This window comes from Catenulispora acidiphila DSM 44928 (assembly GCF_000024025.1).
GTDB classification, from domain to species: Bacteria; Actinomycetota; Actinomycetes; order Streptomycetales; family Catenulisporaceae; genus Catenulispora; species Catenulispora acidiphila.
Genome location: NC_013131.1, coordinates 10,074,949 through 10,101,142, shown reverse-complemented (window position 1 = coordinate 10,101,142; position 26,194 = coordinate 10,074,949). Strand labels below are relative to the sequence as shown.

At 68.0% G+C, this 26,194-nt stretch carries 24 protein-coding genes, 5 tRNA genes and 2 rRNA genes; 13 read left to right on the top strand and 18 right to left on the bottom strand.

The features are described 5' to 3' along the window. The first annotated feature begins 202 nt into the window (after nt 1-202). Both CACI_RS43050 and rrf read left to right on the top strand, forming a co-directional pair. A 23S ribosomal RNA gene (locus CACI_RS43050) occupies nt 203-3,336 on the top strand. A gap of 125 nt (nt 3,337-3,461) precedes the next feature. Beyond that, a 5S ribosomal RNA gene (rrf, locus tag CACI_RS43045) occupies nt 3,462-3,578 on the top strand. Between the two features lie 80 nt (nt 3,579-3,658). Here rrf and CACI_RS43040 read toward each other — a convergent pair. The 9 genes from CACI_RS43040 to CACI_RS43000 all read right to left on the bottom strand — a co-directional run bounded on the left by CACI_RS43040 (nt 3,659) and on the right by CACI_RS43000 (nt 8,436). Further along, nucleotides 3,659-4,810, bottom strand: coding sequence for a serine hydrolase domain-containing protein (locus tag CACI_RS43040; protein WP_015797250.1), 1,152 nt, complete (start codon nt 4,808-4,810; stop codon nt 3,659-3,661). Between the two features lie 173 nt (nt 4,811-4,983). Next, nucleotides 4,984-5,057: transfer RNA gene (locus CACI_RS43035), tRNA-Ala, on the bottom strand. A 59-nt stretch (nt 5,058-5,116) separates the two neighbouring features. Further along, nucleotides 5,117-5,923: a hypothetical protein gene (locus CACI_RS43030; protein ID WP_015797249.1), complete on the bottom strand. Its 807-nt coding sequence runs from the start codon at nt 5,921-5,923 to the stop codon at nt 5,117-5,119. A gap of 150 nt (nt 5,924-6,073) precedes the next feature. Next, nucleotides 6,074-6,751: a GNAT family N-acetyltransferase gene (locus tag CACI_RS48825; RefSeq protein ID WP_015797248.1), complete on the bottom strand. Its 678-nt coding sequence runs from the start codon at nt 6,749-6,751 to the stop codon at nt 6,074-6,076. Between the two features lie 68 nt (nt 6,752-6,819). After that, nucleotides 6,820-7,290 (bottom strand): MogA/MoaB family molybdenum cofactor biosynthesis protein, encoded by a 471-nt coding sequence (locus CACI_RS43020; protein ID WP_015797247.1) that lies wholly within the window; start codon nt 7,288-7,290, stop codon nt 6,820-6,822. 122 nt (nt 7,291-7,412) lie between these two features. Further along, nucleotides 7,413-7,486: transfer RNA gene (locus CACI_RS43015), tRNA-Phe, on the bottom strand. A gap of 111 nt (nt 7,487-7,597) precedes the next feature. Then, nucleotides 7,598-7,999 (bottom strand): YccF domain-containing protein, encoded by a 402-nt coding sequence (locus tag CACI_RS43010; protein WP_015797246.1) that lies wholly within the window; start codon nt 7,997-7,999, stop codon nt 7,598-7,600. A 172-nt stretch (nt 8,000-8,171) separates the two neighbouring features. Further along, a tRNA-Asp gene (locus tag CACI_RS43005) sits at nt 8,172-8,246 on the bottom strand. A 117-nt stretch (nt 8,247-8,363) separates the two neighbouring features. Then, nucleotides 8,364-8,436: transfer RNA gene (locus CACI_RS43000), tRNA-Glu, on the bottom strand. A gap of 195 nt (nt 8,437-8,631) precedes the next feature. Between CACI_RS43000 and CACI_RS42995 the strand changes: the two genes are divergently transcribed. After that, nucleotides 8,632-8,704 (top strand) — tRNA-Lys (locus CACI_RS42995). A gap of 167 nt (nt 8,705-8,871) precedes the next feature. Continuing rightward, nucleotides 8,872-11,094 carry an SF1B family DNA helicase RecD2 gene (recD2, locus tag CACI_RS42990; RefSeq protein WP_015797245.1) on the top strand — a complete coding sequence of 741 codons (2,223 nt, stop codon included), beginning with the start codon at nt 8,872-8,874 and terminating at the stop codon, nt 11,092-11,094. Here the strand turns inward: recD2 and CACI_RS42985 are convergent. Continuing rightward, nucleotides 11,078-12,712: an MFS transporter gene (locus CACI_RS42985; protein WP_015797244.1), complete on the bottom strand. Its 1,635-nt coding sequence runs from the start codon at nt 12,710-12,712 to the stop codon at nt 11,078-11,080. The two genes, recD2 and CACI_RS42985, sit on opposite strands and share 17 nt — an antisense overlap. An 80-nt stretch (nt 12,713-12,792) precedes the next feature. On the opposite strand from CACI_RS42985, the gene CACI_RS42980 reads away from it, so the two are divergent. Continuing rightward, nucleotides 12,793-13,464, top strand: a complete 672-nt coding sequence (locus CACI_RS42980; RefSeq protein ID WP_015797243.1) for a helix-turn-helix domain-containing protein — start codon at nt 12,793-12,795, stop codon at nt 13,462-13,464. 29 nt (nt 13,465-13,493) lie between these two features. Here the strand turns inward: CACI_RS42980 and CACI_RS42975 are convergent, their stop codons facing one another. Further along, complete coding sequence (locus CACI_RS42975) at nt 13,494-14,135, bottom strand: LUD domain-containing protein (RefSeq protein ID WP_015797242.1); 642 nt, start codon at nt 14,133-14,135, stop codon at nt 13,494-13,496. Between the two features lie 163 nt (nt 14,136-14,298). Between CACI_RS42975 and sigJ the strand changes: the two genes are divergently transcribed. Continuing rightward, nucleotides 14,299-15,243 carry an RNA polymerase sigma factor SigJ gene (gene sigJ / locus CACI_RS42970; protein ID WP_015797241.1) on the top strand — a complete coding sequence of 315 codons (945 nt, stop codon included), beginning with the start codon at nt 14,299-14,301 and terminating at the stop codon, nt 15,241-15,243. Here sigJ and CACI_RS42965 read toward each other — a convergent pair. Continuing rightward, nucleotides 15,240-15,842: a helix-turn-helix domain-containing protein gene (locus tag CACI_RS42965; protein ID WP_015797240.1), complete on the bottom strand. Its 603-nt coding sequence runs from the start codon at nt 15,840-15,842 to the stop codon at nt 15,240-15,242. The genes sigJ and CACI_RS42965 overlap by 4 nt on opposite strands. A gap of 96 nt (nt 15,843-15,938) precedes the next feature. On the opposite strand from CACI_RS42965, the gene CACI_RS42960 reads away from it, so the two are divergent. Next, nucleotides 15,939-16,592 carry a class I SAM-dependent methyltransferase gene (locus CACI_RS42960; protein WP_015797239.1) on the top strand — a complete coding sequence of 218 codons (654 nt, stop codon included), beginning with the start codon at nt 15,939-15,941 and terminating at the stop codon, nt 16,590-16,592. Nucleotides 16,593-16,638: 46 nt separating this feature from the next. Here CACI_RS42960 and CACI_RS42955 read toward each other — a convergent pair whose 3' ends face one another. Beyond that, nucleotides 16,639-17,187, bottom strand: a complete 549-nt coding sequence (locus tag CACI_RS42955) for a MarR family winged helix-turn-helix transcriptional regulator (protein ID WP_015797238.1) — start codon at nt 17,185-17,187, stop codon at nt 16,639-16,641. A 65-nt stretch (nt 17,188-17,252) separates the two neighbouring features. Here CACI_RS42955 and CACI_RS42950 point away from each other — a divergent pair, with 65 nt between their 5' ends. From CACI_RS42950 to CACI_RS50820, 3 genes are all read left to right on the top strand, one after another. Continuing rightward, nucleotides 17,253-18,539 (top strand): amidohydrolase family protein, encoded by a 1,287-nt coding sequence (locus CACI_RS42950; RefSeq protein ID WP_015797237.1) that lies wholly within the window; start codon nt 17,253-17,255, stop codon nt 18,537-18,539. 95 nt (nt 18,540-18,634) lie between these two features. Continuing rightward, nucleotides 18,635-18,919 carry a hypothetical protein gene (locus CACI_RS42945; protein WP_015797236.1) on the top strand — a complete coding sequence of 95 codons (285 nt, stop codon included), beginning with the start codon at nt 18,635-18,637 and terminating at the stop codon, nt 18,917-18,919. Nucleotides 18,920-19,044: 125 nt separating this feature from the next. Beyond that, a complete protein-coding gene (locus CACI_RS50820) occupies nt 19,045-19,851 on the top strand; it encodes a hypothetical protein (RefSeq protein ID WP_015797235.1) in 807 nt (268 codons plus the stop codon). 18 nt (nt 19,852-19,869) lie between these two features. Here CACI_RS50820 and CACI_RS42930 read toward each other — a convergent pair whose 3' ends face one another. Next, nucleotides 19,870-20,481, bottom strand: coding sequence for a TetR/AcrR family transcriptional regulator (locus CACI_RS42930; protein ID WP_015797234.1), 612 nt, complete (start codon nt 20,479-20,481; stop codon nt 19,870-19,872). Nucleotides 20,482-20,550: 69 nt separating this feature from the next. On the opposite strand from CACI_RS42930, the gene CACI_RS42925 reads away from it, so the two are divergent. After that, nucleotides 20,551-20,763 carry a hypothetical protein gene (locus tag CACI_RS42925; protein WP_015797233.1) on the top strand — a complete coding sequence of 71 codons (213 nt, stop codon included), beginning with the start codon at nt 20,551-20,553 and terminating at the stop codon, nt 20,761-20,763. A gap of 125 nt (nt 20,764-20,888) precedes the next feature. Here the strand turns inward: CACI_RS42925 and CACI_RS42920 are convergent, their stop codons facing one another. From CACI_RS42920 to CACI_RS42910, 3 genes are all read right to left on the bottom strand, one after another. After that, complete coding sequence (locus CACI_RS42920) at nt 20,889-21,830, bottom strand: AraC family transcriptional regulator (RefSeq protein ID WP_015797232.1); 942 nt, start codon at nt 21,828-21,830, stop codon at nt 20,889-20,891. A gap of 207 nt (nt 21,831-22,037) precedes the next feature. Next, nucleotides 22,038-22,580, bottom strand: coding sequence for a YbaK/EbsC family protein (locus CACI_RS42915; protein ID WP_015797231.1), 543 nt, complete (start codon nt 22,578-22,580; stop codon nt 22,038-22,040). A gap of 439 nt (nt 22,581-23,019) precedes the next feature. Next, a complete protein-coding gene (locus CACI_RS42910) occupies nt 23,020-23,487 on the bottom strand; it encodes a MarR family winged helix-turn-helix transcriptional regulator (protein WP_015797230.1) in 468 nt (155 codons plus the stop codon). A 117-nt stretch (nt 23,488-23,604) separates the two neighbouring features. Here CACI_RS42910 and CACI_RS42905 point away from each other — a divergent pair, with 117 nt between their 5' ends. Together CACI_RS42905 and CACI_RS42900 are read left to right on the top strand one after the other, a co-directional pair. Beyond that, a complete protein-coding gene (locus tag CACI_RS42905) occupies nt 23,605-25,128 on the top strand; it encodes an MFS transporter (protein WP_015797229.1) in 1,524 nt (507 codons plus the stop codon). 187 nt (nt 25,129-25,315) lie between these two features. Continuing rightward, nucleotides 25,316-25,717 (top strand): hypothetical protein, encoded by a 402-nt coding sequence (locus CACI_RS42900; RefSeq protein WP_015797228.1) that lies wholly within the window; start codon nt 25,316-25,318, stop codon nt 25,715-25,717. A 50-nt stretch (nt 25,718-25,767) separates the two neighbouring features. Here the strand turns inward: CACI_RS42900 and CACI_RS42895 are convergent, their stop codons facing one another. Further along, nucleotides 25,768-26,181 carry an organic hydroperoxide resistance protein gene (locus tag CACI_RS42895; protein ID WP_015797227.1) on the bottom strand — a complete coding sequence of 138 codons (414 nt, stop codon included), beginning with the start codon at nt 26,179-26,181 and terminating at the stop codon, nt 25,768-25,770. Nucleotides 26,182-26,194: the final 13 nt, after the last annotated feature.

The window sequence follows — 26,194 nt, the reverse complement described above, 5'->3', positions numbered from 1 at the left end:
GCTCGCCTCCTATGAGGTGAGCCTGTTCTGGTTCGGCACACTGTTGGGTCCTGAAGGAACAGCCGTTTGGTTGTCTTCTTCAGTACCGGATCTCCTCCGGGAATCCATACCGCATCGCTGAGGCGATGGCTGGTGGTTCCGAGGCGGGGGAGATGAGCCGGTGGGTGTTTGAGATCTGAACAGTGGATGCGAGCATCTTTGTGGCCAAGTTTTTAAGGGCGCACGGTGGATGCCTTGGCACCAGGAGCCGATGAAGGACGTGGTAGACCGCGAAAGGCCTCGGGGAGCTGTCAAACGAGCTGTGATCCGAGGGTGTCCGAATGGGGGAACCCGGCCGTATGTGAGTGCGGTCACCCACGCCTGAATATATAGGGCGTGTGGAGGGAACGACGGGAAGTGAAACATCTCAGTACCGTCAGGAAGAGAAAACAACAGTGATTCCGGGAGTAGTGGCGAGCGAAACCGGATGAGGCTAAACCGTTTGCGTGTGATACCCGGCAGGGGTTGCGCAGGCGGGGTCGTGGGACTTTTCTATCAGGTCTGCCGGTCTGGTACAGAGTAAGAAACCAGTTGTGTAGTCGAAGGCGATGCGAAAGCGCCGGCATAGTGGGTAATACCCCCGTAGACGAAACATGGCTGGCTCTGGAGAAGTATCCCAAGTAGCACGGGGCCCGAGAAATCCCGTGTGAATCTGGCGGGACCACCCGCTAAGCCTGAATACTCCCTGGTGACCGATAGCGGACTAGTACCGTGAGGGAAAGGTGAAAAGTACCCCGGGAGGGGAGTGAAAGAGTACCTGAAACCGTGTGCCTACAAGCCGTGGGAGCTCCGCCAGGCCGGATTTATCCGGTTCTGGTCGTGACCGCGTGCCTTTTGAAGAATGAGCCTGCGAGTTAGCGTTGTGTGGCGAGGTTAACCCGGGTGGGGTAGCCGTAGCGAAAGCGAGTCCGAATAGGGCGTTTGAGTCGCATGACCTAGACCCGAAGCGTGGTGATCTAGCCATGGGCAGGGTGAAGCGCGGGTAAGACCGCGTGGAGGCCCGAACCCACCAGGGTTGAAAACCTGGGGGATGACCTGTGGTTAGGGGTGAAAGGCCAATCAAACCACGTGATAGCTGGTTCTCCCCGAAATGCATTTAGGTGCAGCGTCGTGTGTTTCTTCCCGGAGGTAGAGCACTGGATGGTCTAGGGGGCCTACAAGCTTACCGAAATCAGCCAAACTCCGAATGCCGGTGAAGTGATAGCGCGGCAGTGAGACGGCGGGGGATAAGCTTCGTCGTCGAGAGGGAAACAGCCCAGAACACCGGCTAAGGCCCCTAAGCGTGTGCTAAGTGGGAAAGGATGTGGAGTCGCATAGACAACCAGGAGGTTGGCTTAGAAGCAGCCACCCTTGAAAGAGTGCGTAATAGCTCACTGGTCAAGTGATTCCGCGCCGACAATGTAGCGGGGCTCAAGTACACCGCCGAAGCCGTGTCATTCATACATCAAGCCCGTCGCCCTAGTAAGGTGGCCAGGCGTATGGATGGGTAGGGGAGCGTCGTGCAGCCAGTGAAGTCCCGGGGTGACCCAGGGGTGGAGGCTGCACGAGTGAGAATGCAGGCATGAGTAGCGAATGCGACGTGAGAAACGTCGCCGCCGGATGACCAAGGGTTCCTGGGCCAGGCTAATCCGCCCAGGGTGAGTCGGGACCTAAGGCGAGGCCGACAGGCGTAGTCGATGGACAACGGGTTGATATTCCCGTACCCGCGAAGGTCCGCCCCATGTTGAGCCGGACGATGCTAAACCCGTTAAGCCCCCTGACGCCTTCGGGTGTTGGGTGTGGTGGAGCCGGTGACCCGAGTCCGTAGTAGGCAAGCGATGGTGTGACGCAGGAAGGTAGCCCAACCCGGGCGGTGGTTGTCCCGGGGTAAGGATGTAGGACGTACGGTAGGCAAATCCGCCGTGCATATAGTCTGAGATCTGATGCCGAGCCCGTAGGGGCGAAGTGGGTGATCCTATGCTGCCGAGAAAAGCATCTAGCGAGGACCAAGCGGCCCGTACCCCAAACCGACACAGGTGGTCAGGTAGAGAATACCGAGGCGATCGGGTGAACCGTGGTTAAGGAACTCGGCAAAATACCTCCGTAACTTCGGGAGAAGGAGGGCTCTCTTTGGTGAACACCCTTGCGGTGTGAGCTGGGGGGAGTCGCAGAGACCAGCGAGAAGCGACTGTTTACTAAAAACACAGGTCCGTGCGAAGTCGCAAGACGATGTATACGGACTGACGCCTGCCCGGTGCTGGAACGTTAAGGGGACCGGTTAGGAAGCGATTCCGAAGCTGAGAACTTAAGCGCCAGTAAACGGCGGTGGTAACTATAACCATCCTAAGGTAGCGAAATTCCTTGTCGGGTAAGTTCCGACCTGCACGAATGGCGTAACGACTTCTCGACTGTCTCAACCACGGACCCGGCGAAATTGCACTACGAGTAAAGATGCTCGTTTCGCGCAGCAGGACGGAAAGACCCCAGGACCTTCACTATAGCTTGATATTGGTGTTCGACTCGGTTTGTGTAGGATAGGTGGGAGGCTGTGAAGTCCGGACGCTAGTTCGGGTGGAGCCGGCGTTGAAATACCACTCTGATCGTGTTGGATGTCTAACCTCGGTCCGTGATCCGGATCAGGGACAGTGTCTGGTGGGTAGTTTAACTGGGGCGGTTGCCTCCTAAAGAGTAACGGAGGCGCCCAAAGGTTCCCTCAGCCTGGTTGGCAATCAGGTGGCGAGTGCAAGTGCACAAGGGGGCTTGACTGTGAGACCGACAGGTCGAGCAGGTGCGAAAGCAGGGACTAGTGATCCGGCCATGGCTTGTGGAAGCGTGGTCGCTCAACGGATAAAAGGTACCCTGGGGATAACAGGCTGATCTTCCCCAAGAGTCCATATCGACGGGATGGTTTGGCACCTCGATGTCGGCTCGTCGCATCCTGGGGCTGGAGTAGGTCCCAAGGGTTGGGCTGTTCGCCCATTAAAGCGGTACGCGAGCTGGGTTTAGAACGTCGTGAGACAGTTCGGTCCCTATCCGCTGCGCGCGCAGGAGACTTGAGAAGGGCTGTCCCTAGTACGAGAGGACCGGGATGGACGGACCTCTGGTGTGCCAGTTGTTCTGCCAAGAGCATGGCTGGTTGGCTACGTTCGGGAAGGATAACCGCTGAAAGCATCTAAGCGGGAAACCTGCTTCAAGATGAGGTCTCCCACCCACTTGATGGGGTAAGGCTCCCGGTAGACCACCGGGTTGATAGGCCGGGCGTGGAAGCATCGTGAGGTGTGGAGCGGACCGGTACTAATAGGCCGAGGGCTTGACCACAAAGCTGATTCTTTTGCATGTGTGAAGTTTCTTGCTGCTCGCATCCACTGTTTAGATCTGAGACCCCTACTGGCCTCGGCATCGCCCCTTGCGGGGTGTGTGTCGGCTGGTTTGTCTCGTGTTGTTACGGCCGCCATAGCGGTGGGGAAACGCCCGGTCCCATTCCGAACCCGGAAGCTAAGCCCGCCAGCGCCGATGGTACTGCCAGGGGGACCTGGTGGGAGAGTAGGACGCGGCCGGACTAAAATTAATACTCAGGCCCCGAACCTCTGGTTCGGGGCCTGAGTCGTTTTCGGGCTTCATCGCTCTGTGCGCTGCTTCCTCACCGGCTCAGCAGCTGACAGACGGCATCCTCTTCGATGTCCCTCATCCGAGCGAGCAACGGTGCGTTGGTCGTCTTCGTGATCTGCGCGTTCACAGAGAACGTCATCGACCTCTTACCGTCTGGCGAGGCCGCGGCGAACTGCGTGTATCCCGAGGTGTTGCCGGTGTGTCCGTAGACCGTGCCGCAGCGGGTCACGTATCGAAAGATCCCGAGGCCGGCTGCGTTCGTTCCCGGTCCGGCCGGTTCGGAGCTGCCGTCGATGAACGCCAGCTGTGCCTGGCGTACCCGATCAGGCAGGTACTTGGGACCGCCGTAGGCCTCGATAAAGGCGTTCAGGTCCTTCGGCGTCGAGACGATGCCCCCGGACGCCCAGGAGGCTGACGCGCTGAACTCGGTGCTTACGTCCTGGAGTCGGCCGTCGCGGACCCCGTAGCCGTGGATATACGGCTTCGGCATGTCAAAGCCCGTCGGAAGGCTGGTCTTCGACAGCCCGATGCGCCGGTACACGAGGCTGCTCAGCAGCTGCTCGTAGGGGCGGCCGGTCGCTGCCTGGGCCATGAGCCCGACCGCGACGTTGTCGGAGTTGGAGTACTGATACCGCGTGCCCGGCGGGAACAGCAGCGGCTGTGAGGCAGCGAAGGGCAACAGGTCCTCGGGCGCGAAGACATGGTGGGGGTCCGCCGCGAGCTCTTCGCGGAACGCCGACGTCCCTGAATAGTCCGGGAGTCCGCTGGTGTGCTGCAGCAGCTCGCGGAGCGTCACCGCGCCCCACGCCGCCGGAAGGGTGGGCAGGCGGTGCGCGATGGTGTCGTCGAGGCTCAGCGTTCCGCGCGCGACCAGCGAGAGCGCCACAGCGCCGCTGAAGGCCTTGGCGACGCTGGCGATCCGCATGGCGTCCCGCGCGCGCGGAGGCTGTCGCGTCGCGATGTCGGCGACCCCGGCACGGTAGACGCTCGTGGCGCCGCGCCGCTCGAAGGTCACGATGACCCCGGGCGGACCGCCCTGCTCGTGTACGAATGCTTCGAGCTCCTGCTGGAGGCCGGAGCGGTGCACCGGTGAATTCGTGGCGCCGGCGGCGGTCGCGGCCGAGAGCGCCAGCATGCCGGCGACGGCCGCGCAGGTCGCCGCGGTACGGAGGTGTCCGAACATGGGAAGCGGTCTCTCCTGGCCTTGGATCTGCGATCGGAAAGGATGCCGTGTGCAGATCTAGCCGGGCTGCCGTCGGGACAAACCCGCTGGTCCGGCGTGCAGTCATATGGAGTAGCGCCGAGAAACGCTTTGAGGCCTTCCGGATATCCGGAAGGCCTCAAAGCGTTGTTGTGTGGACCTGAGGAGATTTGAACTCCTGACCCCCTCGATGCGAACGAGGTGCGCTACCAGACTGCGCCACAGGCCCTTCAACGAGTCTGAAATCTATCACATGGGCCGACCCGTTCTAAAACCCGTTTCGGGCCGCTACCCGTTGGCTGCGCGCCTGTACTCCTGCGGAGACTGCGCCGGGCGCCACACCGTCGACTCGGGTTCGCGCACGGTCGCGTCGGCGGGCGCTGCCGGCGTTGAAGGCGCCGACGCGCGCTGCTCGCCCTGGCGCTGCCGCTCGCGGCGCCGCTCGGCGGCCACCGCGGCCTCACGGCGACGGTAACGCTCGCGCGTGCGCTGCTTCTCGTCCCGGCGGATGTAGACGACGTAGCCGGAGAACAGCGCCGCCGGCGCCAGCATCGCCCAGATGTAGTCCAGGCCGAGGAAGGTGCTCACGACGGCGCCCAGGGTCGCCAGCGTGAACAACGCGGCGACCACGCGGCGGCGGCGCATCAGCAGCACGCCACGGCGCCGGGCGGCCGTCGCCGCCGGGGACGGCTTGGCGACCGGCTGGTGGTGCGGCAGGCGTGCGGTGACGCGCTTGCGCGGCTGGGCGGCCGGGGACGGCGCCGGCTTCGGCTTGAGCGTGGGCTTCTGCTTCACGCTCTCGACCGAGGCCGGAGTCGGCAGGACGGCTGTCTTGCGGAGCTTCGGGGTCTCGGGAGGGCGCCGGTCCGCGGCGCGGGGGTTGGGCGCGCCGTCGGTTCCGGTGGCGGCCAGCGCCTCCTCGGCGAGCACCTTCTTCTCGAAGCGTTCGCTGCGTCCGAGGGTGCGGATGGCAGCGGCGTATCGCGCCTTCTCGCGCGCCTCGTTCAGTTGCTCTTCCCTGCGCAGCCACACTGGGACGAGGTACACGGCCCAGGCGCCGACGATTCCCGCGTAGATGAGGCCGCTGCTGCTCACAACACAGCACAGTAGAGGGGGCGACGATCATCAAGGCGCATTCCGTCGGCGTGTCGTTGAGGTTGTGACGAGACTGTTGTGACAGAAGGGGCCAGTTGATCAGTCTAGGGTGTCCGCTGTTCCCCCATCAAGCACGCTCCATACCATTTGTCACCCTGCCGGAGTAGTCCCGGTGCTCGAAAGAGTGACGTGCCACCGGGACAGCAGCCCTTCGGGCACTTCCTCGGCGGTGAGCGCGAACGCCTCGTGGTCGCGCCAGTCGCCGTCGATGTGCAGATACGCGCGGCGCAGTCCTTCGGCGCGGAAACCGAGCTTGTGGACCACGCGCAGGCTCGCCGCATTCTCGGGGCGGATGCAGACCTCGATCCGGTGCATCCCGGCGGCCCGGAAGCAGTGGTCGACGGCGAGTGCGACCGCGGTCGGGGTGATGCCGCGGCCGGCGACGGTCTCGTCGACCCAGTAGCCGATGTTCGCCGAGCGCAGCGAGCCCCAGGTGATGCTGGAGACGGTGAGCTGGCCGACGAGCCGGTGCGCGGTCGGCTTGGCGGGACGGCGTGCGCGGTGTTTGGCGTGCTCGCTGCCGGCGGCGGCAGTGGCTTCGGCGGACTCGGCGTCAGGGGCGTCGGCGGGGTCCAGCGGCTCGGCGTAGTCGATGGCGAACGGCAGCATCCGGCCGGCCAGCGCCTCGGTGCGCAGCCGCCGCACCATCTGCCGGAAGGTGATCCGTCCGCTGGTGTCGCCGGGCGGCACGGTGGCCTCCCAGCGCGTCAGCCAGCTCCGGTTCCGCTCCTTGAGCTCCCGCCACGCCGGCGCGTCGGACAATGCCAACGGACGCAGCCGAACGGGTCCGTCGCTCAGGACGGCCGGCCAGGCCGCGCCCCAGCCGGCGGGCCGGTTCAGTGGTCGCCCCCGCGCAGCTGGTCGAGCGCGTGCCCGAGGATCCGCCCGAGCACCGCCATGCCGTCGCGCACCCCGCCGGGGGAGCCGGGCAGGTTGACGATGAGGGTGTTGCCCGCGACGCCGGCCGTCGCTCGCGACAGAGCGGCGGTGGGTACCTTCACCAGTCCTTCGGCACGGATTGCTTCAGCGATACCGGGGACTTCGTAGTCGAGCACCCGCCGGGTCATCTCCGGGGTCTGATCCGTCGGCGAGATCCCGGTCCCGCCGGTGGTGATGATGGCGTCGTAGCCCAGGGAGAGCATCCGCCTCAGCGCGGCCTCCACCGGTGCGCCGTCGGGCACGACCTCGGGCCCTGCGGCCGCGTAGCCGAGCTCGGCCAGGCGCTCCACGATGATCGGACCCGTGGTGTCGGCGTACACCCCCTGGGACGCGCGGTTGGACACGGTCACGACCATGGCACGCCGCATCGCGCTCCCCCTGTTCGGCTGAGTGTCGCCCGCCAACGCTACTCACTTTCCTCTCCGGGTGAGGCTGGAAACGAAAGAACCCCGCCGGTCACCCGACGGGGTTCTGCAGTCGTTCTTCGAGGTGGCCAGGGGCGGGGTCGAACCGCCGACCTTCCGATTTTCAGTCGGACGCTCGTACCAACTGAGCTACCTGGCCCCACTGCGAAAGCGCTCGGTCTCCCGGACGCCTCGAACAGCATACCGGATGGCGGGCGGTGCCTCCCACCGGGTTGGGGAAGCCCTCGCCGCCCGGCCCGGCCCTCACTCCTCAGCGGTATCCGAACCGCGCGTCCGCCTCCCGGCTGGTCACGATCTCCTTGCCGAGCGGCGCCAGCGAGACCGGGATCAGCTTGAAGTTCGCGACCCCCAGCGGGATGCCGATGATCGTCAGGCAGAGCAGCACACCGGTGACCGCATGGCCGATCGCCAGCCACAGCCCGGCGACGATGAACCAGATGATGTTCCCGACGAACGACATCGCGCCGGCGGTGGGCTTGGACACGATCGTCCGGCCGAAAGGCCACAGCGCGTAGTTCGCGATGCGGAAGGACGCCAGTCCCCACGGGATGGTGATGATCAGTACGCAGCAGATGATGCCGGCGACCACATAGCCCACGGCCATCCAGAATCCGCAGAGCACCAGCCAGATGATGTTCAGGATGAAGCGCATGTCTCCCCGTATCTCCTCGCGCCGGCAGTTCGAACAATGAACGCCTGAGCCGATCATCGCGTTCCGCCGAGCCGAGGGCCACCGGTACGGGGCTGACCGGGTCTTTCCGCCCACCTGTCCACGCAACGCAGCCGCAACGCAAAAGAGCCGCCTCGCGGCGGCTCTTCATCTGCGGTCCCGACGGGATTTGAACCCGCGGCCTCCACCTTGACAGGGTGGCGAGCACTCCTAGCTGCTCCACGGGACCTTGTATGTACTTGTCCTGCCTTGCTTCACCTGTTCGGCCGGTTCCCCGACCGCCCGGTAGAGCATATCGGATTACCGCCGCACTTCATAACCACGTTCCAGCCAAGCTGGCACCGCGTACCCCCAACGGGATTCGAACCCGTGTTACCGCCTTGAAAGGGCGGCGTCCTAGGCCTCTAGACGATGGGGGCTGGTCTGCCCTCAACGTCCATCCGTCCGTCGGGGACGAGTTGAAGCATAGAGCACGATCAGCCCAGGAGCCAAAATGATTAGCGCCCCCAGCACACACCAGCCCAGCGGGCCCGCCCCCCACGAACCCGTAACCGGTTCTGCGAACGACAGCCGACCCGCTACCCTGGTACGCGACACACGCCCGAGGCGTGTGTGGGGCGCTAGCTCAATTGGCAGAGTAGCGGGCTTTTAACCCGTGGGTTGTGGGTTCGAGTCCCACGCGCCCTACGAACGTGCTTTCGGCGTCCCCGCTTCGGGGGCGCCTCTTTGCTGGTCGGGGCGTTGCGACCGCCGCCGTCGGAGGTCGTGGCTACACTCCGAAATCATGCTGTGCCGATCGCGGGGGTGCCGGGTGGTCCGGGTGCGCTTGGCGTCGATGAAGGTGTGCGTGGCTGGTGAGTGAGTCAGAGCTGGCTGGTGGTGTCGAGGTCGAGGCTGCTGTGGAGCGGCTGATCTTCGTTCGGGCGGACGAGTACACCGTGGCGCGGCTGGCCTCTGATGAGCACGGGAAGTTCACGGCTGCCGGTGCGGCGCTGGCTGGGGTGCAGCCTGGTTCGGTCGTGCTGCTGGCCGGCCGGTGGGTTCAGCACGCTCGGTTTGGGTCGCAGTTGGCAGTGCGCTCGTGTGAATGCGTGCTGCCGTCACATATTCGCGGGATCCGGATGTACCTGGGTTCTGGCTTGATCCGGGGGATCGGGCCGGGTCTGGCCACTGCGATCGTCGAGCACTTCGGTGCGGAGACGCTGGCGGTCATCGATGCCGAGCCGGAGCGGCTGACCGAGGTGACCGGGATCGGCGCGGTGCGCAAGGACAAGATCGTGGCTTCCTGGATCGGGCAGAAGATGATCCGGGATCTGATGGTCGTTCTGCAGGGGTTCGGGATTTCGCCGCTGATGGCCGCGAAGATCTATACCGAGTTCGGGTCGGATTCGATGGCTGTGGTGCGCAAGGATCCGTACTTGCTCATCGAGAAGGTGCGCGGCATTGGCTTCGCTATCGCGGACAAGATCGCCTTGGCGTCCGGGGTTGCGGAGCAGGATCCGAAACGGCTGCGGGCCGCGTTGAGCGACCGGTTGGAGGCCGCTCGGCGTGACGGCGACTGCTATATGAACCGCACGCATCTGCTCGTGGACGCGGCGCGGCTGGTGGGGCAGGATCGCGAGCTCGTCCGTATCGAGCTGGAGCAGTTGGCCGCGGATCGGGCGGTGATACTGGAGCCTGATCCGAACCCCGGGCTGGAGGACGTCGGTCCGCCCGCGACGGTCGTGTTCGCCAAGACGCTGCACAACACCGAGCGCGCCCTCGCCACGGCGGTCACCAGGGTGCTGCACGCCGATTCGGACGTCCCGGTCGCGGCCCGGCGACGTGCGGAGACCCTCGACGCCGACCACCCCGACCTGCACGAGGGGCAGCGGGCAGCGGTGGGGATGGCGCTGACGCACACGGTGTCGGTGCTCACCGGCGGTCCGGGGTGCGGCAAGAGCCACACGGTGAAGACCATCGCGCAGATCGTGAAGGCTTGCGGCGGGAGGGTGACGCTGGCGGCGCCCACCGGCAAGGCCGCCAAGCGGCTCGCCGAGCTGACCGGGATGCGGGCGATGACGGTCCACCGGCTGGTGGCCGATCTCCCCGATGCCGATCCGGACGCGTTGTTCGAGGACAGTCCGCTGATGGCCGATCTGATCGTCGTCGACGAGGCGTCCATGCTGGACGTGTTCCTCGGCCTCAAGCTCGCCCGCCAGGTTCCGCCCGGGACGCACCTGCTCCTGGTCGGGGACGTGGACCAGCTGCCGTCCATCGGGCCTGGCAGCGTCCTGAAAGACCTACTGCGGGTGCCGGACGTCGCGCGCACCGAGCTGACCCACGTGTTCCGCCAAGGCGAAGGCTCCTCCATCACCACCAACGCCCACCTGATCCGCGCCGGACGGATGCCGAACCCGCGCACCAGCGAGTTCTGGTTCGACGAGGTCGAGGACCCCGCGCAGGTGGCCGAGCGCATCCTGGAGATCGCCACCGGCCGCATCCCGGCGTCCCACGGGGTCCCGCCGTCCGACGTCCAGGTCCTGGCCGCGACCCGCCGCGGCGCGACCGGCACCGTCGAGCTCGGCCGCCGCCTCCAGGAACGCCTCAACCCCGCCGACCCGGACAAGGCCGAGCACTGGGCCGGCACATCGGTGTTCCGTATCGGCGACAAGGTGATGCCGATCCGCAACGACCCCAACAAGGGCAGCGCCGGCATCTTCAACGGCACCACCGCCGTCGTCTCCGACCTCGACCCCCAGTCCCGCACCGTCCAACTCCGCACCGACGACGGCGACATCGCGGTCTACGACTTCGACGAACTCGACGACCTCCTCCACGCCTACGCCATCAGCGTCCACCGCTCCCAAGGCAGCGAGTACCCCTACGTCGTGGCCCCCCTCACCACCGAGACCGGCCCGCTGATGCTCTACCGCAACCTCCTCTACACCCTCGTCACCCGCGCCCAGAAGCTCGTCGTCCTCGTGGGCCAACGCCGCGCCCTCGAGATCGCCGTTCACAACGCCGGCCGCGCCCGCAACACGGCCTTGGCGCAGCGGCTCCAGGCGGTGCTGGACGGGACTAGCGCTTCGCGGTGAGGTCTTCGAGGCCGGACGCTTGCTGTGGAGCGACCGAGCTCTCGCTCTGGGTTTCCACAGCCTGCGACCGCCGCCGTATGCCGGGCATCGCGATCACCACGAACACGATCGCCATCACCGCGGCGCCTGCCCACATCGCGTTCTGCCAGCCGCTGACGAAGGAGTCGCGGGCGGCGAGTTTGAGGGCTTGGGCTTGCGTGCCTGCGGTGGGGGCGGTGGTGAGGGCGTTGGCGATGCCTTGGCGGGCGGTTTCGGCGATGTGGGGTGGGATTGCGTGCAGCTTTGGGCTGATGGTGCTGCGGTAGCCGGCGGTGACTATTGCGCCGAGGAGGGCGACGCCTAGGGCGGTGCCGAATTCGCGGGTGACGTCGTTGAGGGCGGAGCCGACGCCTTGCTTGTCGTGGGGGAGGGAGCTGGTGATGGCCTCGGTGGCGGGGGTCATTGTCAGGCCCATGCCGAGGCCCATGGCGAGCATGCCGGGCAGGATCGACAGGTAGCCGCCGGTGACTGAGACCAGGGCGGCCATGAGGGCGAGGCCTGCGGCGCTCACCAGGATGCCGGTGGCCATGGTCGCGCGGCTGCCGATGCGGGGTGCCAGGCGGGGGGCGAGGCCGGAGGCGGCCATCATCAGGAGGGCCATCGGCATCATCGCCAGGGTGGAGTGCAGGCTCGACCAGCCGAGGACCGCCTGGAGGAACGGGAACAGGACCACGAAGATGCCCGCCTGGACGCCGAAGACGGCGAGCAGCGACATCGAGCCGCCGGCGAGGCGGCGCTCGCGGAACAGGCGGACGTCGAGCAGGGGAGCCGCGCTGCGCAGTTCCCAGAGCACGAATCCGGCGCCGCCGAGTACGCCGATCAGCCCGCTCACCAGCGTCGCCGGTGCGGTCCAGCCGCTGTCAGGGCCCTCGTGCAGGAAGTAGACGAGTCCGACCACGGCGACCAGCGACGTCAGCGCGCCGACCGTGTCGAAGCGGTGCTCCGCTGCCTGGCGGGAGTTGGGGATCGAGCGCAGGGCCAGCGCGCCGGCCACCACGACCAGCACGACCGGCAGTACGAACAGCCACCGCCAGCTCGCCAGGTCGACGAGGGCCGCGGACAGGAACATCCCGAGGATGCCCCCGCCGCCGGCGACGCCGGTCCAGACGCCGATCGCCTTCGCCCGCTCCTCCTCCGGGAACGTCGAAGTGATGACGGCGAGCGTGACCGGCATGATCATCGCCGCGCCGACGCCGCTGAGGAAGCGGGCGCCGAGCATGACCTCCGGCGAACCGGCCAGGCCGGCGGCCGCGCTGGCGACGCCGAAGACGAGCAGCCCCGCCAGCAGCATCGGCTTGCGGCCCAGGCGGTCGCCGAGCGCGCCGAGCGGCAGCAGCAGCGCGGCCAGGGTGATGGTGTAGACGTTGATGATCCACAGGACCTCGGTCTGCGAGGCGCCGAACGACGCCGACAGCTCCGGCTGCGCGACGCTCAGCCCGGAGACCGAGGCGATGACCGCCATGAGCGCGATGCAGACGGCCACCAGGATCGAGCGCCGCTGCCGAGGGTCTTGGACGGCAGTGTCGGCGGAGTCGGCGGGGTCGAGGGCTTGTGGACGGGACGAGCGGATCATCGGCATGAGGTTCCCTTTCACGAGCGGTACGTCGCCAGAGTGCGAACCGCGCGGCGGAAACGCAAACCTTCTTGCCGAATGGCAAAATGGCAGGCATGGAGCACGAGCGCGACGAGCCCGAAGCACGCCACACCCACGAAGCGCAGATCGACCTGGCAGACCCGGAGGACCTCGACAACCACGAGGAGATCGACCGCACCCTCGACGCCGTCGGCCCGAGGCTGAAACGCCTCCGCCAGCGCAGCGACATCACCCTCACCGACCTGGCGAAGAAGACCGGCATCTCGGCCAGCACCCTGTCCCGCCTCGAAGCGGGCCTCCGCCGCCCCACCCTGGAGCAGCTCCTCCCGCTGGCCCGCGCCCACGGCGTCACCCTCGACGAGCTCGTCGACGCCCCGCCGACCGGCGACCCCCGCCTCCACCTGCGCCCCATCGCCTGCGGCGACGGCTCGGTGATCCTCCCGCTGACCCGCAGGCCCGGCGGGATCCAGGCATACAAATTCGTCCTGCCGGCCGGGCGCGACGACGACGCGCCGGACCCCCGCACGCACGCGGGCTTCGACTGGGTCTACGTCCTGAACGGCACGCTCCGGCTCGTCCTCGGGGAGCACGACCTGCTGCTCAAGGCAGGCGAGGTCGCGGAGTTCGACACGCGTACCCCGCACTGGTTCGGCGCCACCTCAGCCGGACCGGTCGAGTACCTGAGCCTCATCGGACGGCAGGGCGAACGTGCCCACATCCGCGCGATGAGCAGGTAGGCGCGATTGACGTTGCAAGATCCTGCGAATCAGAACCCGATGGCCTCGCGCAGCAGCAACACAGTGCCCCGCCCCGGGATCAACTCCCTGTTGAGAATCAGCAGCCGACTCACCATGCTCGGCGATCCATACGCCGCCATGGTCCGCGCGCTCTCCAGCGGCAGGCTGTGCTCCTCGACCCGGCGCAGCGCCGCGTCCAGGTCGGGAACCACCTTCTGCGCGCCGACGATCCAGATCGCGTGGGCCGCCCCGCCCGCGCTGGCGGGCAGTTGACTGCCGGTGCCCGAGGCCAGGATCAGCGAGCCGGTCTCGGTGACCGCGGCGACGCTGTTCACGACGTAATCGGGGACGGCGCACATCCGGCGGATCTCGTCGGCCTGGGTGGCGCGGTCGGCGGCCAGCGCGCGCGGCCGGACCGCGTCGTACTGTCCGCTGGCGTTGATGTCGTCATCGATGCCGGACTGCCGCAAGGTCTCGCTGGCGCCGGTGAACACGGTCGCGCCCTCGGGGATCAGCTCCTTGAGGCGGATACGTGCGGCTACGACGTCGGCAAGGATCTCGACACTGAAGCCGCCGGAGCGCAGCGCGGCGGCGGCCCGCTCGAGGCGGTCGGCGGTCGCCGGGACGGCGAACTCGCCGCTCGGTGCGGTGATCGTCTGGGAGTCGTTCATGGGAGTGTCCCCTCTGGTCTGACCTTTGGTCTCACCAGTACGACAAGACAGCCCAGCGAAACGTCAGGGAGTCGGACTCAGAGTCGGCCTCACAGTTCGCGGCCCTGTCTTGTCGTATTGAGTAGAGGCACGGAGCAGAGGCGAACGAGGAGGAGGCCAGACCATGAATGCGGACTTCAACGCGATCATGAGCGGGCGCCGCCAGCTGATCAACCTCGGCTATCGGCTCCTCGGCTCCCTCGCCGACGCCGAAGACGTCGTGCAGGAGACCTATGCCCGTTGGTACGCCATGTCCGCCGAGGAACAGCAGGCAATCGAGGCGCCCGGCGCCTGGCTGATGACCGTCGCCAGCCGGATCTGCCTGAATCAGCTCGCCTCAGCACGGGTCCGGCGGGAGACGTACGTCGGGGAATGGATCCCCGAGCCGCTGCCCGAACCCACGGAATGGATCGCGGGGCGCACCGGCACAGACCGTGCCGACCCGGCCGACCGGGTCACCCTCGACGAGTCCGTGACCATGGCGTTCCTGGTCGTCCTGGACGCGCTGACCCCGGCCGAGCGCGTCGCGTTCGTCCTCCACGACGTCTACGGCTACCCCTTCGGGGAGGTCGCCGAGATCGTCGGCCGCACCCCGGCGGCGTGCCGCCAACTGGCATCCTCAGCCCGCCGCCGGATCCGTAGCGCGCAGCCGCCGGCCAGCCGCAGCCCGAACCCGAGCCCGAACCCAAGCCAGAGCGCCGGGCAGGCCGAGATCGTGCGGGACTTCAAGGCGGCGTGGGCGGCCCAGGACATCCAGGCCCTGATCGGCCTGCTCGACCCGGACGCCACCGCGACCGCCGACGGCGGCGGCCTGGTCACGACCCATGTGGAGCCGATCGTGGGCGGCGTTGAGATCGCCCGCGCCTACGCCGAACTCGCCGGCGTGGTACACGGGCACACGACGTTCGTGGAGTGCAGCGTCAACGGACTGCCCGGACTCGCCGCGTTGCGGGAAGGCCGCACGGTGAGCGTCTTCGCGTTCGAGATCGCGGGGGAGCGGATCAGGCGCATCTGGGCGGTCGCGAACCCCGAGAAGATCCGTCCCTGGCAGGTCAGCCTAGGAGACTAGGCTGTCCGCACCTTGAGATGAGCGCGCTCTCCCTGCTTCCCGAACAGGATCAGGAGCTCGACGGTTCGGTCGCCGTCGGCGCCGAGCCAGTGCGGGACCTGGGTGTCGAACTCCGCGGCCTCGCCCGGCTTGAGCACCAGGTCCTGGTCGCCGAGCAGTAGGCGCAGCCGGCCGCTGATGACGTAGAGCCATTCGAATCCCTCGTGGGTCTTCAGGTCGGGCTCGACGTCGGGCCGGGGCGGGATGAGGAGCTTGTGCGCCTGGACGCCGCCGGGCTGGCTGAGCGGGATGTGCGTCATCCCGTGCCTGTTCACCGGGCGCAAGTGGATGCGCGGGTCGCCGGTGCGCGGCGCGCCCACGAGGTCGTCGAGGGGGACGGCGTAGACCTCGGCGAGCGGGAGCAGGAGTTCCAGCGTCGGCTTGCGGGCGCCGCCTTCCAAGCGGGACAGGGTGCTCTCGTTGATGCCGGTCCGCTCGGCGAGGTCGGCCAGGGTCAGGCCGCGGCGGTGGCGCAGCTCGCGCAGGCGCGGACCGACGGCGTCCAGGACGTGCCGCCTGGTGGGCGGCTGCTCGGTCTTCGGCGGCTTCGAGGTCGGCATGACTCCAGGTTGCTGAATCGGCATGAAGGATTGCAAGTCCGGCAGGGAGTCGCGCAAGGTCGATGGTGCGCGACCTCACTGCGAAAAGAGACTTCCATGCACAGCGAGACCACCACTGACTCCGCGACCTTTTGGGAGAAGCACTACGCGCGCTTCGACCCCAGCTGGGGCACCAAGCCCAACGTCGTGCTGAAAGACCTCCTCGCCACCTTCGCCCCGCCGCCGGGCACCGCGCTCGACCTGGGATGCGGCCACGGCGGCGACGCGATCTGGCTGGCCACTCAGGGCTGGGACGTCACCGCCGTCGACGTCTCGCAGACCGCGCTGGACCGCGTCGCCGAAGGGGCGTGGGCGGTCAGTGCGGCCGAACGGGTGCATCCCGTCCGCCACGACCTGGCCCAGACCTTCCCCGCGGGCGACTTTGACCTCGTCTGCGCGACCTACTTCCACACGCCGATCGCGATCCCGCGCACTGAAGTGCTGCGCAAAGCCGCCCGCGCCGTGGCGCCGAACGGGCTGCTGATCGTGGTGGAGCACGCCTCAGTGGCGCCCTGGTCGTGGCAGGCTGGCCAGGACGTGAGCTTCCCGGCGCCCGAGGAGGTGCTGGCCTCGCTGGCGCTCGACGACTTATGGCGCGTCGAGCGGTGTGACGCACCTCAGCGGACTGCCACCGGACCGCAGGGACAGAAGGCAACGGTCACGGAGAACATCATCGTGCTGCGCCGGACTGCGATTGCGGCGTCGAACTAGCCCGGAAAAGCGCTTGGCCTGCACGATCGCGACTACACGGGACGATTCAGGGCTGCGTGGTGTGTCGCCGCGCCCGGGCGACTGCCGGCTGTACTGCGCCGGTCGGGGGTGCAGTGGGGATCGCGCGAAGAGCGAGCGTCGCCGCCTCGATGACCTCGGGTGGCAGCCCAGCGAACACCGCCTCGTGCGCCGCGCTGGTGGCGAGGACCGCGCGTTCGGCGAGGGTCACGCCCTCGGGGGTGAGGCGGATCAAGGTGCTGCGGCCGTCAGCGGGGTCCGGCTCGCGGTGGACGAGGCCGTCGGCAGCCAGGCGGTTGATGACGTTGCTGGTGCCGCCGGTGCTGAGCAGGAGGTCCTGGGTGAGCTCGTTGGAGCGCATGCGGTAGGGCGCGCCGGCGCGGCGGAGCGCGAGCAGGACGTCGTAGGCCGCGACGGTCAGGCCCAGCGCGGGCAGCTCAGCACGGGTGGCGGCGTCCAGGCGGCCGGCCAGGATGAGGACCCGCTTCGTGAGCTCGGTCGTCGGGCCCAGGACCTCGGGCAGCTCGGCGCGCCAGGCGGCCAGCAGTTGCTCGGCGCGGTCCGGAGGGCTGGTCACGCTTGACAGCCTAGACCCCTTCTCGGATAGCTTTTAATAAAGCTTTCTAGGGAGGGGATTTTTCCATGGGCACTTCTCGCCTGCTCGTCTCGGGCATCGCGTGCCTCATCGACGTCGAATCCGCGCCGACCGTGCGCTCCGGTGTCGACCTGCTGATCGAGGACGGTCGCATCGTCGAGGTCGGCGTCGGGCTCGCTGCCGGAGCCGCTGCGATCGACGCCGAGGTCATCGACGCCTCGCGCCACGTTGTCTTGCCGGGCTTCGTCGACACTCATCGCCATCTGTGGCTGACCGCTTTGCGGGCCCTCACTACCGAGACCGATCTCGGCGGCTATCTGGAGCTGATCGCCGGTCGGCTCGGCCCGCGCTTCACGCCGGACGACCTCCGCGTGAGCACCTACTTCGGCGCCCTCGAATGTCTCGACGCCGGCGTCACCACGGTTCAGGACTACGCTCACGCGATGCGCTCGCCGGAGCACGCCGACGCCGCAGTCTCCGCGCTCCAGGACTCGGGCATCCGCGCGGTGTTCGGTTACGGCTTCCCGGTCTTCAGTACCTCCCGCGACCTCGCCGATATCCGCCGCGTCCGCGAGCGCTACTTCGCCACGGACGCCGACCTGCTGACCATGGCGTTGTCGCCGATGGGTCCTTCGTACTCGCCGATCGAGGCGGTGCGCGAGGACTGGCAGCTGGCGCGCGAACTGGATCTGCCGATCGCGGTGCACGTCGGAGCCGGTCCGGTCGCCGAGCGTCCGATCGAGACGTTGGAGCGCGAGGGCTTGATCGCCGCGGACACGGTCTACGTCCACGGCAACTCGCTGCCGGACGAGGAACTGCGGCGGATCGCGTCCTCCGGAGGATCGGTGGCGATCGCGCCGGCGGTCGAGGCACAGATGGGCCATGGGGCGCCGATGATCGGCCGGCTCCGGGACGCCGGGATCGGGTACGGCCTCGGGGTGGACGTGGTCACCGCCACCGCCGGCGACATGTTTACGGTGATGCGCGCGGCTCTCGTCACCGGTTACTTGGGAGAGGGCCCACGTCCGAGTCCTGCCGACGTGCTCCGTGCCGCGACGCTTGGCGGCGCTGAAACCCTCGGGCTGGCCGACCGCGTCGGTTCGCTCCGTCCCGGCAAGCGAGCCGACCTGGTGCTGCTTCGCGCTGACGCGCCGAATCTGGTGCCGCTGCACCATGATCCGGTCGGCGCGGTGGTCTCGTCGGCGCACGCGGCTAACGTCGACACCGTCATCGTGGACGGCCGGGTGCTGAAGCGGGACGGTGTGCTGGTCGCGGGCGGTGTTCCAGCGGCTCGCGAAGCTCTGGTGGCGGCCGCGCACCGGATCGTCCAGTGAGATCGTTCGCGGAGAACATACGGGGTTTCCGCAGTCATCCGTGCTTTTATACACTGGTCATGGACGTGGAGGCTTGAACACGAGGGGGGCGTGCAATGCCGGATCTAGTTGTGGACGTCGACGCGCTGGACACTTTCAGCGGTCAGCTGGAGTCCATCCGGACGCGGATGAACGCCGCACGCGACTGGACGCACCAGTACGACGGACAGATGGGTGCCTCGCAGGTCGAGGACGCGCTGCACTCGTTCTCGTCGGGGTGGAAGGACGGCCGCTCGGAGATCGACGGATCGCTGAAGGCCCTGTCCGAGATGCTGAAGAACGCGGCGGACAACTTCCGGCAGACCGACGGGGACCTGGCGAAGCCGCTGCAGAAGTCGTAACGGGAGCGATGGACGGCGCCGGCAGCTCGGCTGTCGGCGCCTTCGTGCGGTGAACACCCGATGGACATCAGAGGAGTCGCGGGTACTCTGTCACCTGCTCGTCAGCCGTACGGGGGAGGAAACCGATGACCGAGCAGCCGAACCAGCAGCCGTATCCCTACCAGCAGCCGCCGCCTCAGCAGGCGCCGCCGCCACAGCAGCAGGGGTATCAGGGTCCGCCGCCGCAGCAGCCGTACCAGAATCCGTACGGGCAGCAGCCTCCGCAGCAGCAACAGCCGTATTCGCAGCAGCAGTACGGTGCGCCGCAGCCTTATCCGCAGCAGCAACAGCCGTATCCGCAGGCTCCGCCGCAGCAGTACCAGGGACAGCAGCCCGCAGGGCAGCAGCAGTATGCGGGGCAGCAGCAATATCCAGGCCAGCAGGGTCCTGGTCAGCAGCCATACTCGGGTCAGCAGGTTCCGGGGCAGCCGTATCCGGGTCAGCAGGGTCCTGGTCAGCAAGTGCCCGGCCAGCAGTTCCCAAGCCAGCCCTACGGCCAGCCGCCGCAGTTCCCCGGCCAACCGCAAGGCCCTGACCAAGCGCAGGCGGGCAAGAAGCCGAAGAAGAAGCGCAGCCGCTGGGCGATCTTCTTCATCGTCCTGTTCAGCCCTTTCATAGCCCTCGCGTTCGTGGCGGTCGGCCTCTACTGGGTCGCCTGCTGGCTGCTGACCCCGGTGGCGCTGGTCGTGCACTTCGTGCTGTGCGGCGTGGGCCTCATCTGGTACTCGCTGGTGAAGGTCCTGGCGTCGGGCGGCTCGAAGTACCGCCTGTTCCAGCCGCTGTATCCGAAGTTCCCGCCGTTCTGGACCGGCGCGTACTGGCTCCTGCTGAACAGGCGGGTGCGCTCCACCTTCGAAGGCCTCGCCGGGATCGCCGAACTGTTCAACTGGTGACGCCTGAGCCGGGCCGCGCTAGTCGGCGCGCTGCCCGGCCAGATCCGCCAGATGCCTCGCCATGATCGCCCGTGCTTCGTCCACTGTCAGCCGCGGCGGGTCGGCGGTCAGCTGGATGACGAGTCCGTCGAGCAGCGCGTGCAGCCGACGGGTCTCCAGGTCCTGATCCCGGCCGTGCTCCAGGCGCCCGATCTGGTCCAGCACCATCACGACGCTCTCCACCGATCCCCTGATCGTGTCGTCGATCTCCTGCCGTCGCCGAGCGAGGCGGGCGTCGGAGCGTGCCAGCGCGACCAGCGCGAACCACACCTCCGACTCGACGCGCCGGGGCGCATCCAGCGGGAGCAGCTGCTCCAGGTGCTGCTGGAGCGCCTCGGCCGTGGGCACGTCGCCGCCACCCGCGTGAAGTTCCTGGACCCGGTCCTGTGCCATGCCGACGACCAGGTCCATGGCGAACAGGACCATCTCCGCCTTGTCCGGGAAGTAGTGCCGCAGCGCCCCTGCCGACCAGCCGGATTCCTGCGCGACGGAGCGCACCGTCACCGCGTCGAAGCCGTCGCGCAGGGCGACTCGCCACAGCGCCTCGCTGAGTTCGGCGCGTCGGCGCTCGTGGTCCACGACTTTCGGCACGGCGCCATTCTCACACGCGTGTGTTAGATTGTTTTTGATACCGCTGTGTTAAAAAAACGGGAGGCAGCCATGGAGGCCGGAAACAGTGGGATGCGGCGGGCGCCCTGGTGGCTCTACGTGCTTGTGGTGGGCGGCCTGAACGTGGTGCGCCAGATCGTGTTCCCGCCGTCGCGGGTCGGGAGTGCGGCGACGATCGGGCTGTTCTTCGTCGTGCTGATCGTCGGCTGCGCGGCGGTCGAGGCGGTGCGCTTCACACGGCACCGGACCGACCGGCCCCGGTGATGGCGGGGTCGGCCGGCCCGGCGGACCGGAGAGCCGGGGCGTGACCCGGCTCGTCCATGGTGGGGAAACAGCACCCTGTGTCGCAACATTCCTGAGTGTTTTCCTGGTGTGGCGAACGCCTCAGATCATCCGGCGACGGGGTCCCCGGCGGTGCGCAGCTCTCGGCGGTAAGCACCGGGTGGGAGGCCGAACTGCCGCTTGAAGGCCTTTGCGAACGCGAACTCTGACGTATATCCGTTGCGCTCGGCGATCGCGGACAGCGGGTCGCCGGACTGTCGCAGCATCCGGGCGGCCGTGACCATCCGCCAGCCGGTGAGGTAGGTCAGCGGCGGTTCGCCGACGACGGTCGCGAAGCGGCGGGCGAACGCGGCGCGCGAGAGCCCGGCCCGTTCGCCCAGCGACTCGACGGTCCAGGCGTGGCCGGGGTCGTCGTGGATCGCCTGGAGCGCCGGGGCGACCAGAGGGTCGTCGAGGGCTGCCGCCCAGCCGCGGGCCTGCTCGTCCGGCTGTTCGGCGTACCAGGACCGCAGGATGTAGAGAAGCAGCAGGTCGACAAGCGTCGCGACGACCGTGTCCGAGCCGGGCTGCGGCGCCTGGATCTCCGCGCAGAGCTGCTCGACCGCGGAGCGCAGCGCGGGATGCCGGCCGGGACCGGCGGGCAGGTGGATGACGTCCGGCAGGTCGCCGAGGACCGGATGCCGACGCTCGACGTCCAGCGGGTAGGCGCCGCACAGCAGGACGGTCGCGGCGCCGTCGCCGGGCACGGTGAAGCGGCCGAGGGGAGAGGCAGCGCTCGCACGCTCCGGGATGAAGTCGACCGGCGGCGTGGCGAGCGTGTCACACAGCATGTGGCCGCTCCCGCGCCGCAGGAAGACGATGTCGCCGACGCTGAGCGCGAGCGGCTGGCCGTGCAGCGGCACCAGATGGCAGGCGCCCTCGGCGACGATGTGGAATCCCGCCCCCGCGACCGGCCGGTAGCGGATGGCCCACGGCGCTCGGGCTTCGGTGCGCGCGACTCCGGGGCGACCGGTGCGCAGCGCGTCGAGGGCGTCGCTGAGAATGTCCACCGGTCCCACCGTAGCCGCTGATCGGCGAGACGATAAGACAGCGAATCAAGATTCTTAGCGATTCATCGTCTCGCTCGGCCGAAGATCCCTCCGGCATCCGAGGGAAAGTGTGGATTCTGACAGCAACGTATCGCCGTACTCATGACGTTGTAGTGGTGAGACGGGTTCTGGTCCGTGGGGCGGTCCAGAACCCGTCTGGTTCACACGTCAGCGCGGGACGCCGAGCCCTTCGAGGACCTGGGCTCTGGGCAACTCGGCGATCGCGGCGCCCGGCAGCCACAGCTTCGAGCCGCGGATCCCGGACCCGATCACGGCGACCGGCGCCGCGGCCACCGCCGCGTCGACCAGGACCGGCCACCCCTCGGGCAGACCGATCGGCGTGATGCCGCCGTACTCCATGCCGCTGAGCTCCACCGCGGTGTCCATCGGCGCGAACGACGCCTTGCGCGCCCCAAGGTGCTTGCGCACCAGGGAGTTGACATCAGCCTTCGTGGTCGCCAAGACCATGCACGCGGCATACGTGGTCTCCTCACCACGCCGGGCCGCCACGATCACGCAGTTCGCGGACTCCTCGGGCAGCACACCATAAGCGGCGCAGAACGCCTCGGTATCAGCCAGCCCGGGATCGATCTGCGCCACCTCGACCAGCGCCGCCAACGCCGGCAAGGCACGCAGCGCGCCCGCGACCGGCGCGGCGAGCAGTTCGGGACGGTCCAGGGCAGGGGCACGCACTACGGCTTCGGTCGGCATGCCCCGAATCTACGCCGCGGGTTCGAGCGGCGCGGCGGGGGTCTTGGCGGGAGTGCAGGAAGGCCGGTCAGGCCTGGCGGCGGCCCTGTGGCGACTTTGCGGCAACCTTGCGCTGACTACGGCCACGCGCCATGCTCGCCGCTCTCGACCAGAACCAGCGCACATTCAGCGCGGGCTGAAGTTCGGCGCCTGCCTTCTCCTGCGTTCATGGCCGCCGCTCTCGACCAAGACCAGCGCGTATTCAGCGCGGGCTGACCTTTCGCGGGTGCCTTCGCCTGCGTTCATGGTCGGCGTTCTCGACCAGGACCAGCGCGTATTCAGCGCGGGCTGATGTGTGGCGCCTGCTTTCGCCTGCGATCATGCCCGCCGTTCTCGACCAGCACCCGTCGGCTTGTGCTCGGCCGCAGCCTTCGCCTGTGCCCTCCGCCTGTGCCCGCGCCTACGCGCCGTGCATCCCGCTCTCGACCAGCACCGCGTCGGCGCTCGTCGTGGCCACGGTGTCGCCGGGGGTCGGCGGGGCGGCGCTCAGCTCGGCGGCGAGGACCGCGCGGTGGGTTGGGCGGGCTTCGGCCAGGCGCTGCATGCCCTCGTCGGTCAGGACCACGAAGACGCCTCGGCGGTCGGAGTTGCACAGGGTGCGGGTGACCAGGTTCTGGGTCTCGAGGCGGCCGATCATGCGGGAGAGGGCGCTCTGCGTGATCGGGACGTGGGCGGCCAGTTCCTGGACGCGGGGCGGGTCGGCGCAGTCGTACTCCGACAGCGTGTCCAGTACCTCGAACTCGCTGGCCGACAGGCTGTGCCGCCGGTCGAGCTCCAGCTCCAAGGCATTCCACACGCGGGTCTTGCGCGCGACGAGGTCTCGCCACTGGTCGACGAGGTTTCGCTCGAGGAGGGACTCGGACTCCATGGGCACATGATAACACGTGCGAGCGCACAAGGTTCCGGCGCACAAGGTTCTCCGGCACAAAGTGCCGCCGCACAAATTGCTTGCGCATTAAGTGCACGTGCATGTAATCTCCAACGCATGAGCCACAGCGACACCTCAACAACCCTGCGGCCTGGCGAGTCCGTCTCGTCGGGACGCTGGCCGCTCCGCCTGTGGGGCGCCCTCATAGTCCTGTGCGGCGCCCTGTTCCTCGATGCCCTCGACACCTCGATGGTCGGCGTGGCGCTGCCGTCGATCCGCGAGTCCCTGAACCTGTCCACCTCCTCCCTGCAGTGGGTCGTCAGCGGTTACGTCCTCGGCTACGGCGGGTTCCTGCTGCTCGGCGGACGTGCGGCGGACCTGCTCGGCCGGCGCCGGGTGTTCCTGATCGCGCTGGCGGTCTTCGCGGTCGCCTCGCTGCTGTCCGGCCTGGTCGACGACGGCAGCCTGCTGATCGCGACCCGGTTCGTGAAGGGGATCAGCGCCGCGTTCACCGCCCCGGCGGGCCTGTCCATCATCACCACGACCTTCGCTGAGGGACCGGACCGCAACCGGGCTCTGAGCATCTACACCACCTGCGGCGCCGCCGGCTTCTCGCTCGGCCTGGTGCTCTCCGGCCTGCTCACCGAGGTCGGATGGCGCTGGACGCTGCTGGTCCCGGCGCCGGTCGCGGCGCTGATCCTGGTGGCCGGCGTGAAGCTGATCCACCGCGACCAGCCGGTGGCCAAGGAGGCCCGCGGCGGGTACGACATCTTGGGCGCGGTGACCAGTACCGGCTCGGTGCTGCTGCTGGTCTTCGGCATCGTCCGCGCCCCGCAGGTCGGTTGGCTCGCACCGGTCACGATCGGCACGTTCGTGGCCGCGGTCGCGCTGGCGGCGGGCTTCGTCGTCACCGAGCTGCGCGTGGCGAATCCGCTGGTCCGGCTCGGCGTGCTGCGCTCGCCGTCCCTGATCCGGGCGCTGATCGGCGGCGGCCTGATGTTCGGCGGCTACGCCTCGTTCCAGTTCGTGGTGACGCAGTACCTGCAGACGCTGTCCAAGTGGAGCGCGCTGCACACCGCCCTGGCGTTCCTGCCGGCCGGTCTGATCGTCCTGGTCGCCAGCTTCAAGATCGCCGACGTCCTGAACAAGTACGGCACGGCTCGGGTCGGCGTCGCCGGCTTCGCCGCCCTGTCGCTGGGCTACCTGCAGTTCCTGCGGATCGGCGAGACCCCGAGCTGGTGGGTGATCCTGCCCTCGATCGTGCTGCTGGGCCTGGGCTTCGGCTTGGCCTTCCCGGCGATCAACGTGCAGGCCGCCTCCGGTGTCGCCGACGAGGAGCAGGGCCTGGTCTCCGGGCTGCTGAACACGGCGCTGCAGGTCGGCATCACGGTGGTGCTGGCCGCCTCGACCGCGGTCATCGCCGCCAACGGCGGCAGCACCGCCCAGACCAACGCACAGGTGCTGGCCAGCTACCGGCCGGTCCTGGTGTTCGTCGCGGTGGCCACGCTCGGCGGGCTCCTGATCCTGGCCGGCGGTCTGCTGCGCAGCCGCCGCACCGCGGTCGAGTCCACGCTCACCGAGGAACTCGAAGACGAGCTCGACGTCCTTGCCCTGCGTGAGCGGGACATGATGGTCGGCTGAGGTCACCAGCCGTCCGGACAGGACGTCCGAGCGCTCATCGGCGCCGGTTCCCGCAAGGGGGACCGGCGCCGATGAGTTTCGCGGGACCGTGTCGTCTGGTGTGCTGGGAGCCGGACACGGCGCTCCACGCTCTGAACGAAGCAAGCACGCGACCGATCCGACCGCCCCGAACCGCCGGAGGAATCCCATGGCCGCCAAGACCGTCGCCGAGAAGCTCGCCATCAAGCCGGGCTGCTCCGTCTGGACCTCGCACCCCGACCGGCTCGCCGGGGTCGGCGAGTTGCCGGAGGGCGCGGACCGCGCCGAGGACCTGGCGTCGGCCGACGTCGCAGTGCTCTACGCCGACGACGCGGACTCCGTGCGGGCTCTGCTGACCGTGAACAAGGACGCCATCACCAAGCCGCCGGTGGTCTGGATCGCCTACCCGAAGGCCAATCGGACGGACATCAACCGGGACAGCCTGTGGCCGATCGTCGTGCCCTTCGGCATGCGGTCCAACGGGCAGGTGGCGATCGACGAGGTCTGGTCCGCCCTGCGGTTCCGCGCCGACAAGCCCGGCGAGGAACCGTTCAAGGGCGGTGCCAAGTAGTCGCCTAGTCATCGAGAGGTACAAGCAGGAGCGCGGGGCCCGCCCGCCGCCTACTCGACGACGATCTCGACCGGGATGTTGCCGCGCGTGGCGTTGGAGTAGGGGCACACCAGGTGGGTGGCGTCCAGCAGGGCCTTGCCCTTCTCGCCGTGCAGCTCCTCCGGGAGCTCGGCGCGCAGCACCACCGACAGGCCGAAGGCGCCGCCGTCCAGGCTGTTCAGCGTGACCTCGGCGGTCACCGACGCCTCGGAGACGTCCACGCCCTGCTGCTTGGCGACCAGCTGCATCGCGCTGGCGAAACACGCCGAGTAGCCGGCGGCGAACAGCTGCTCGGGGTTGGTGCCCTCGCCGTTGCCGCCCATCGACTGCGGGAACGTCATGTTCAGGTCGAGCTTGCCGTCGTCGGTGAAGGAGCGGCCTTCGCGGCCGACGGAGGTGGCGACGGCGGTGTAGATGGGCTTCATGAGCGGGCCTCCA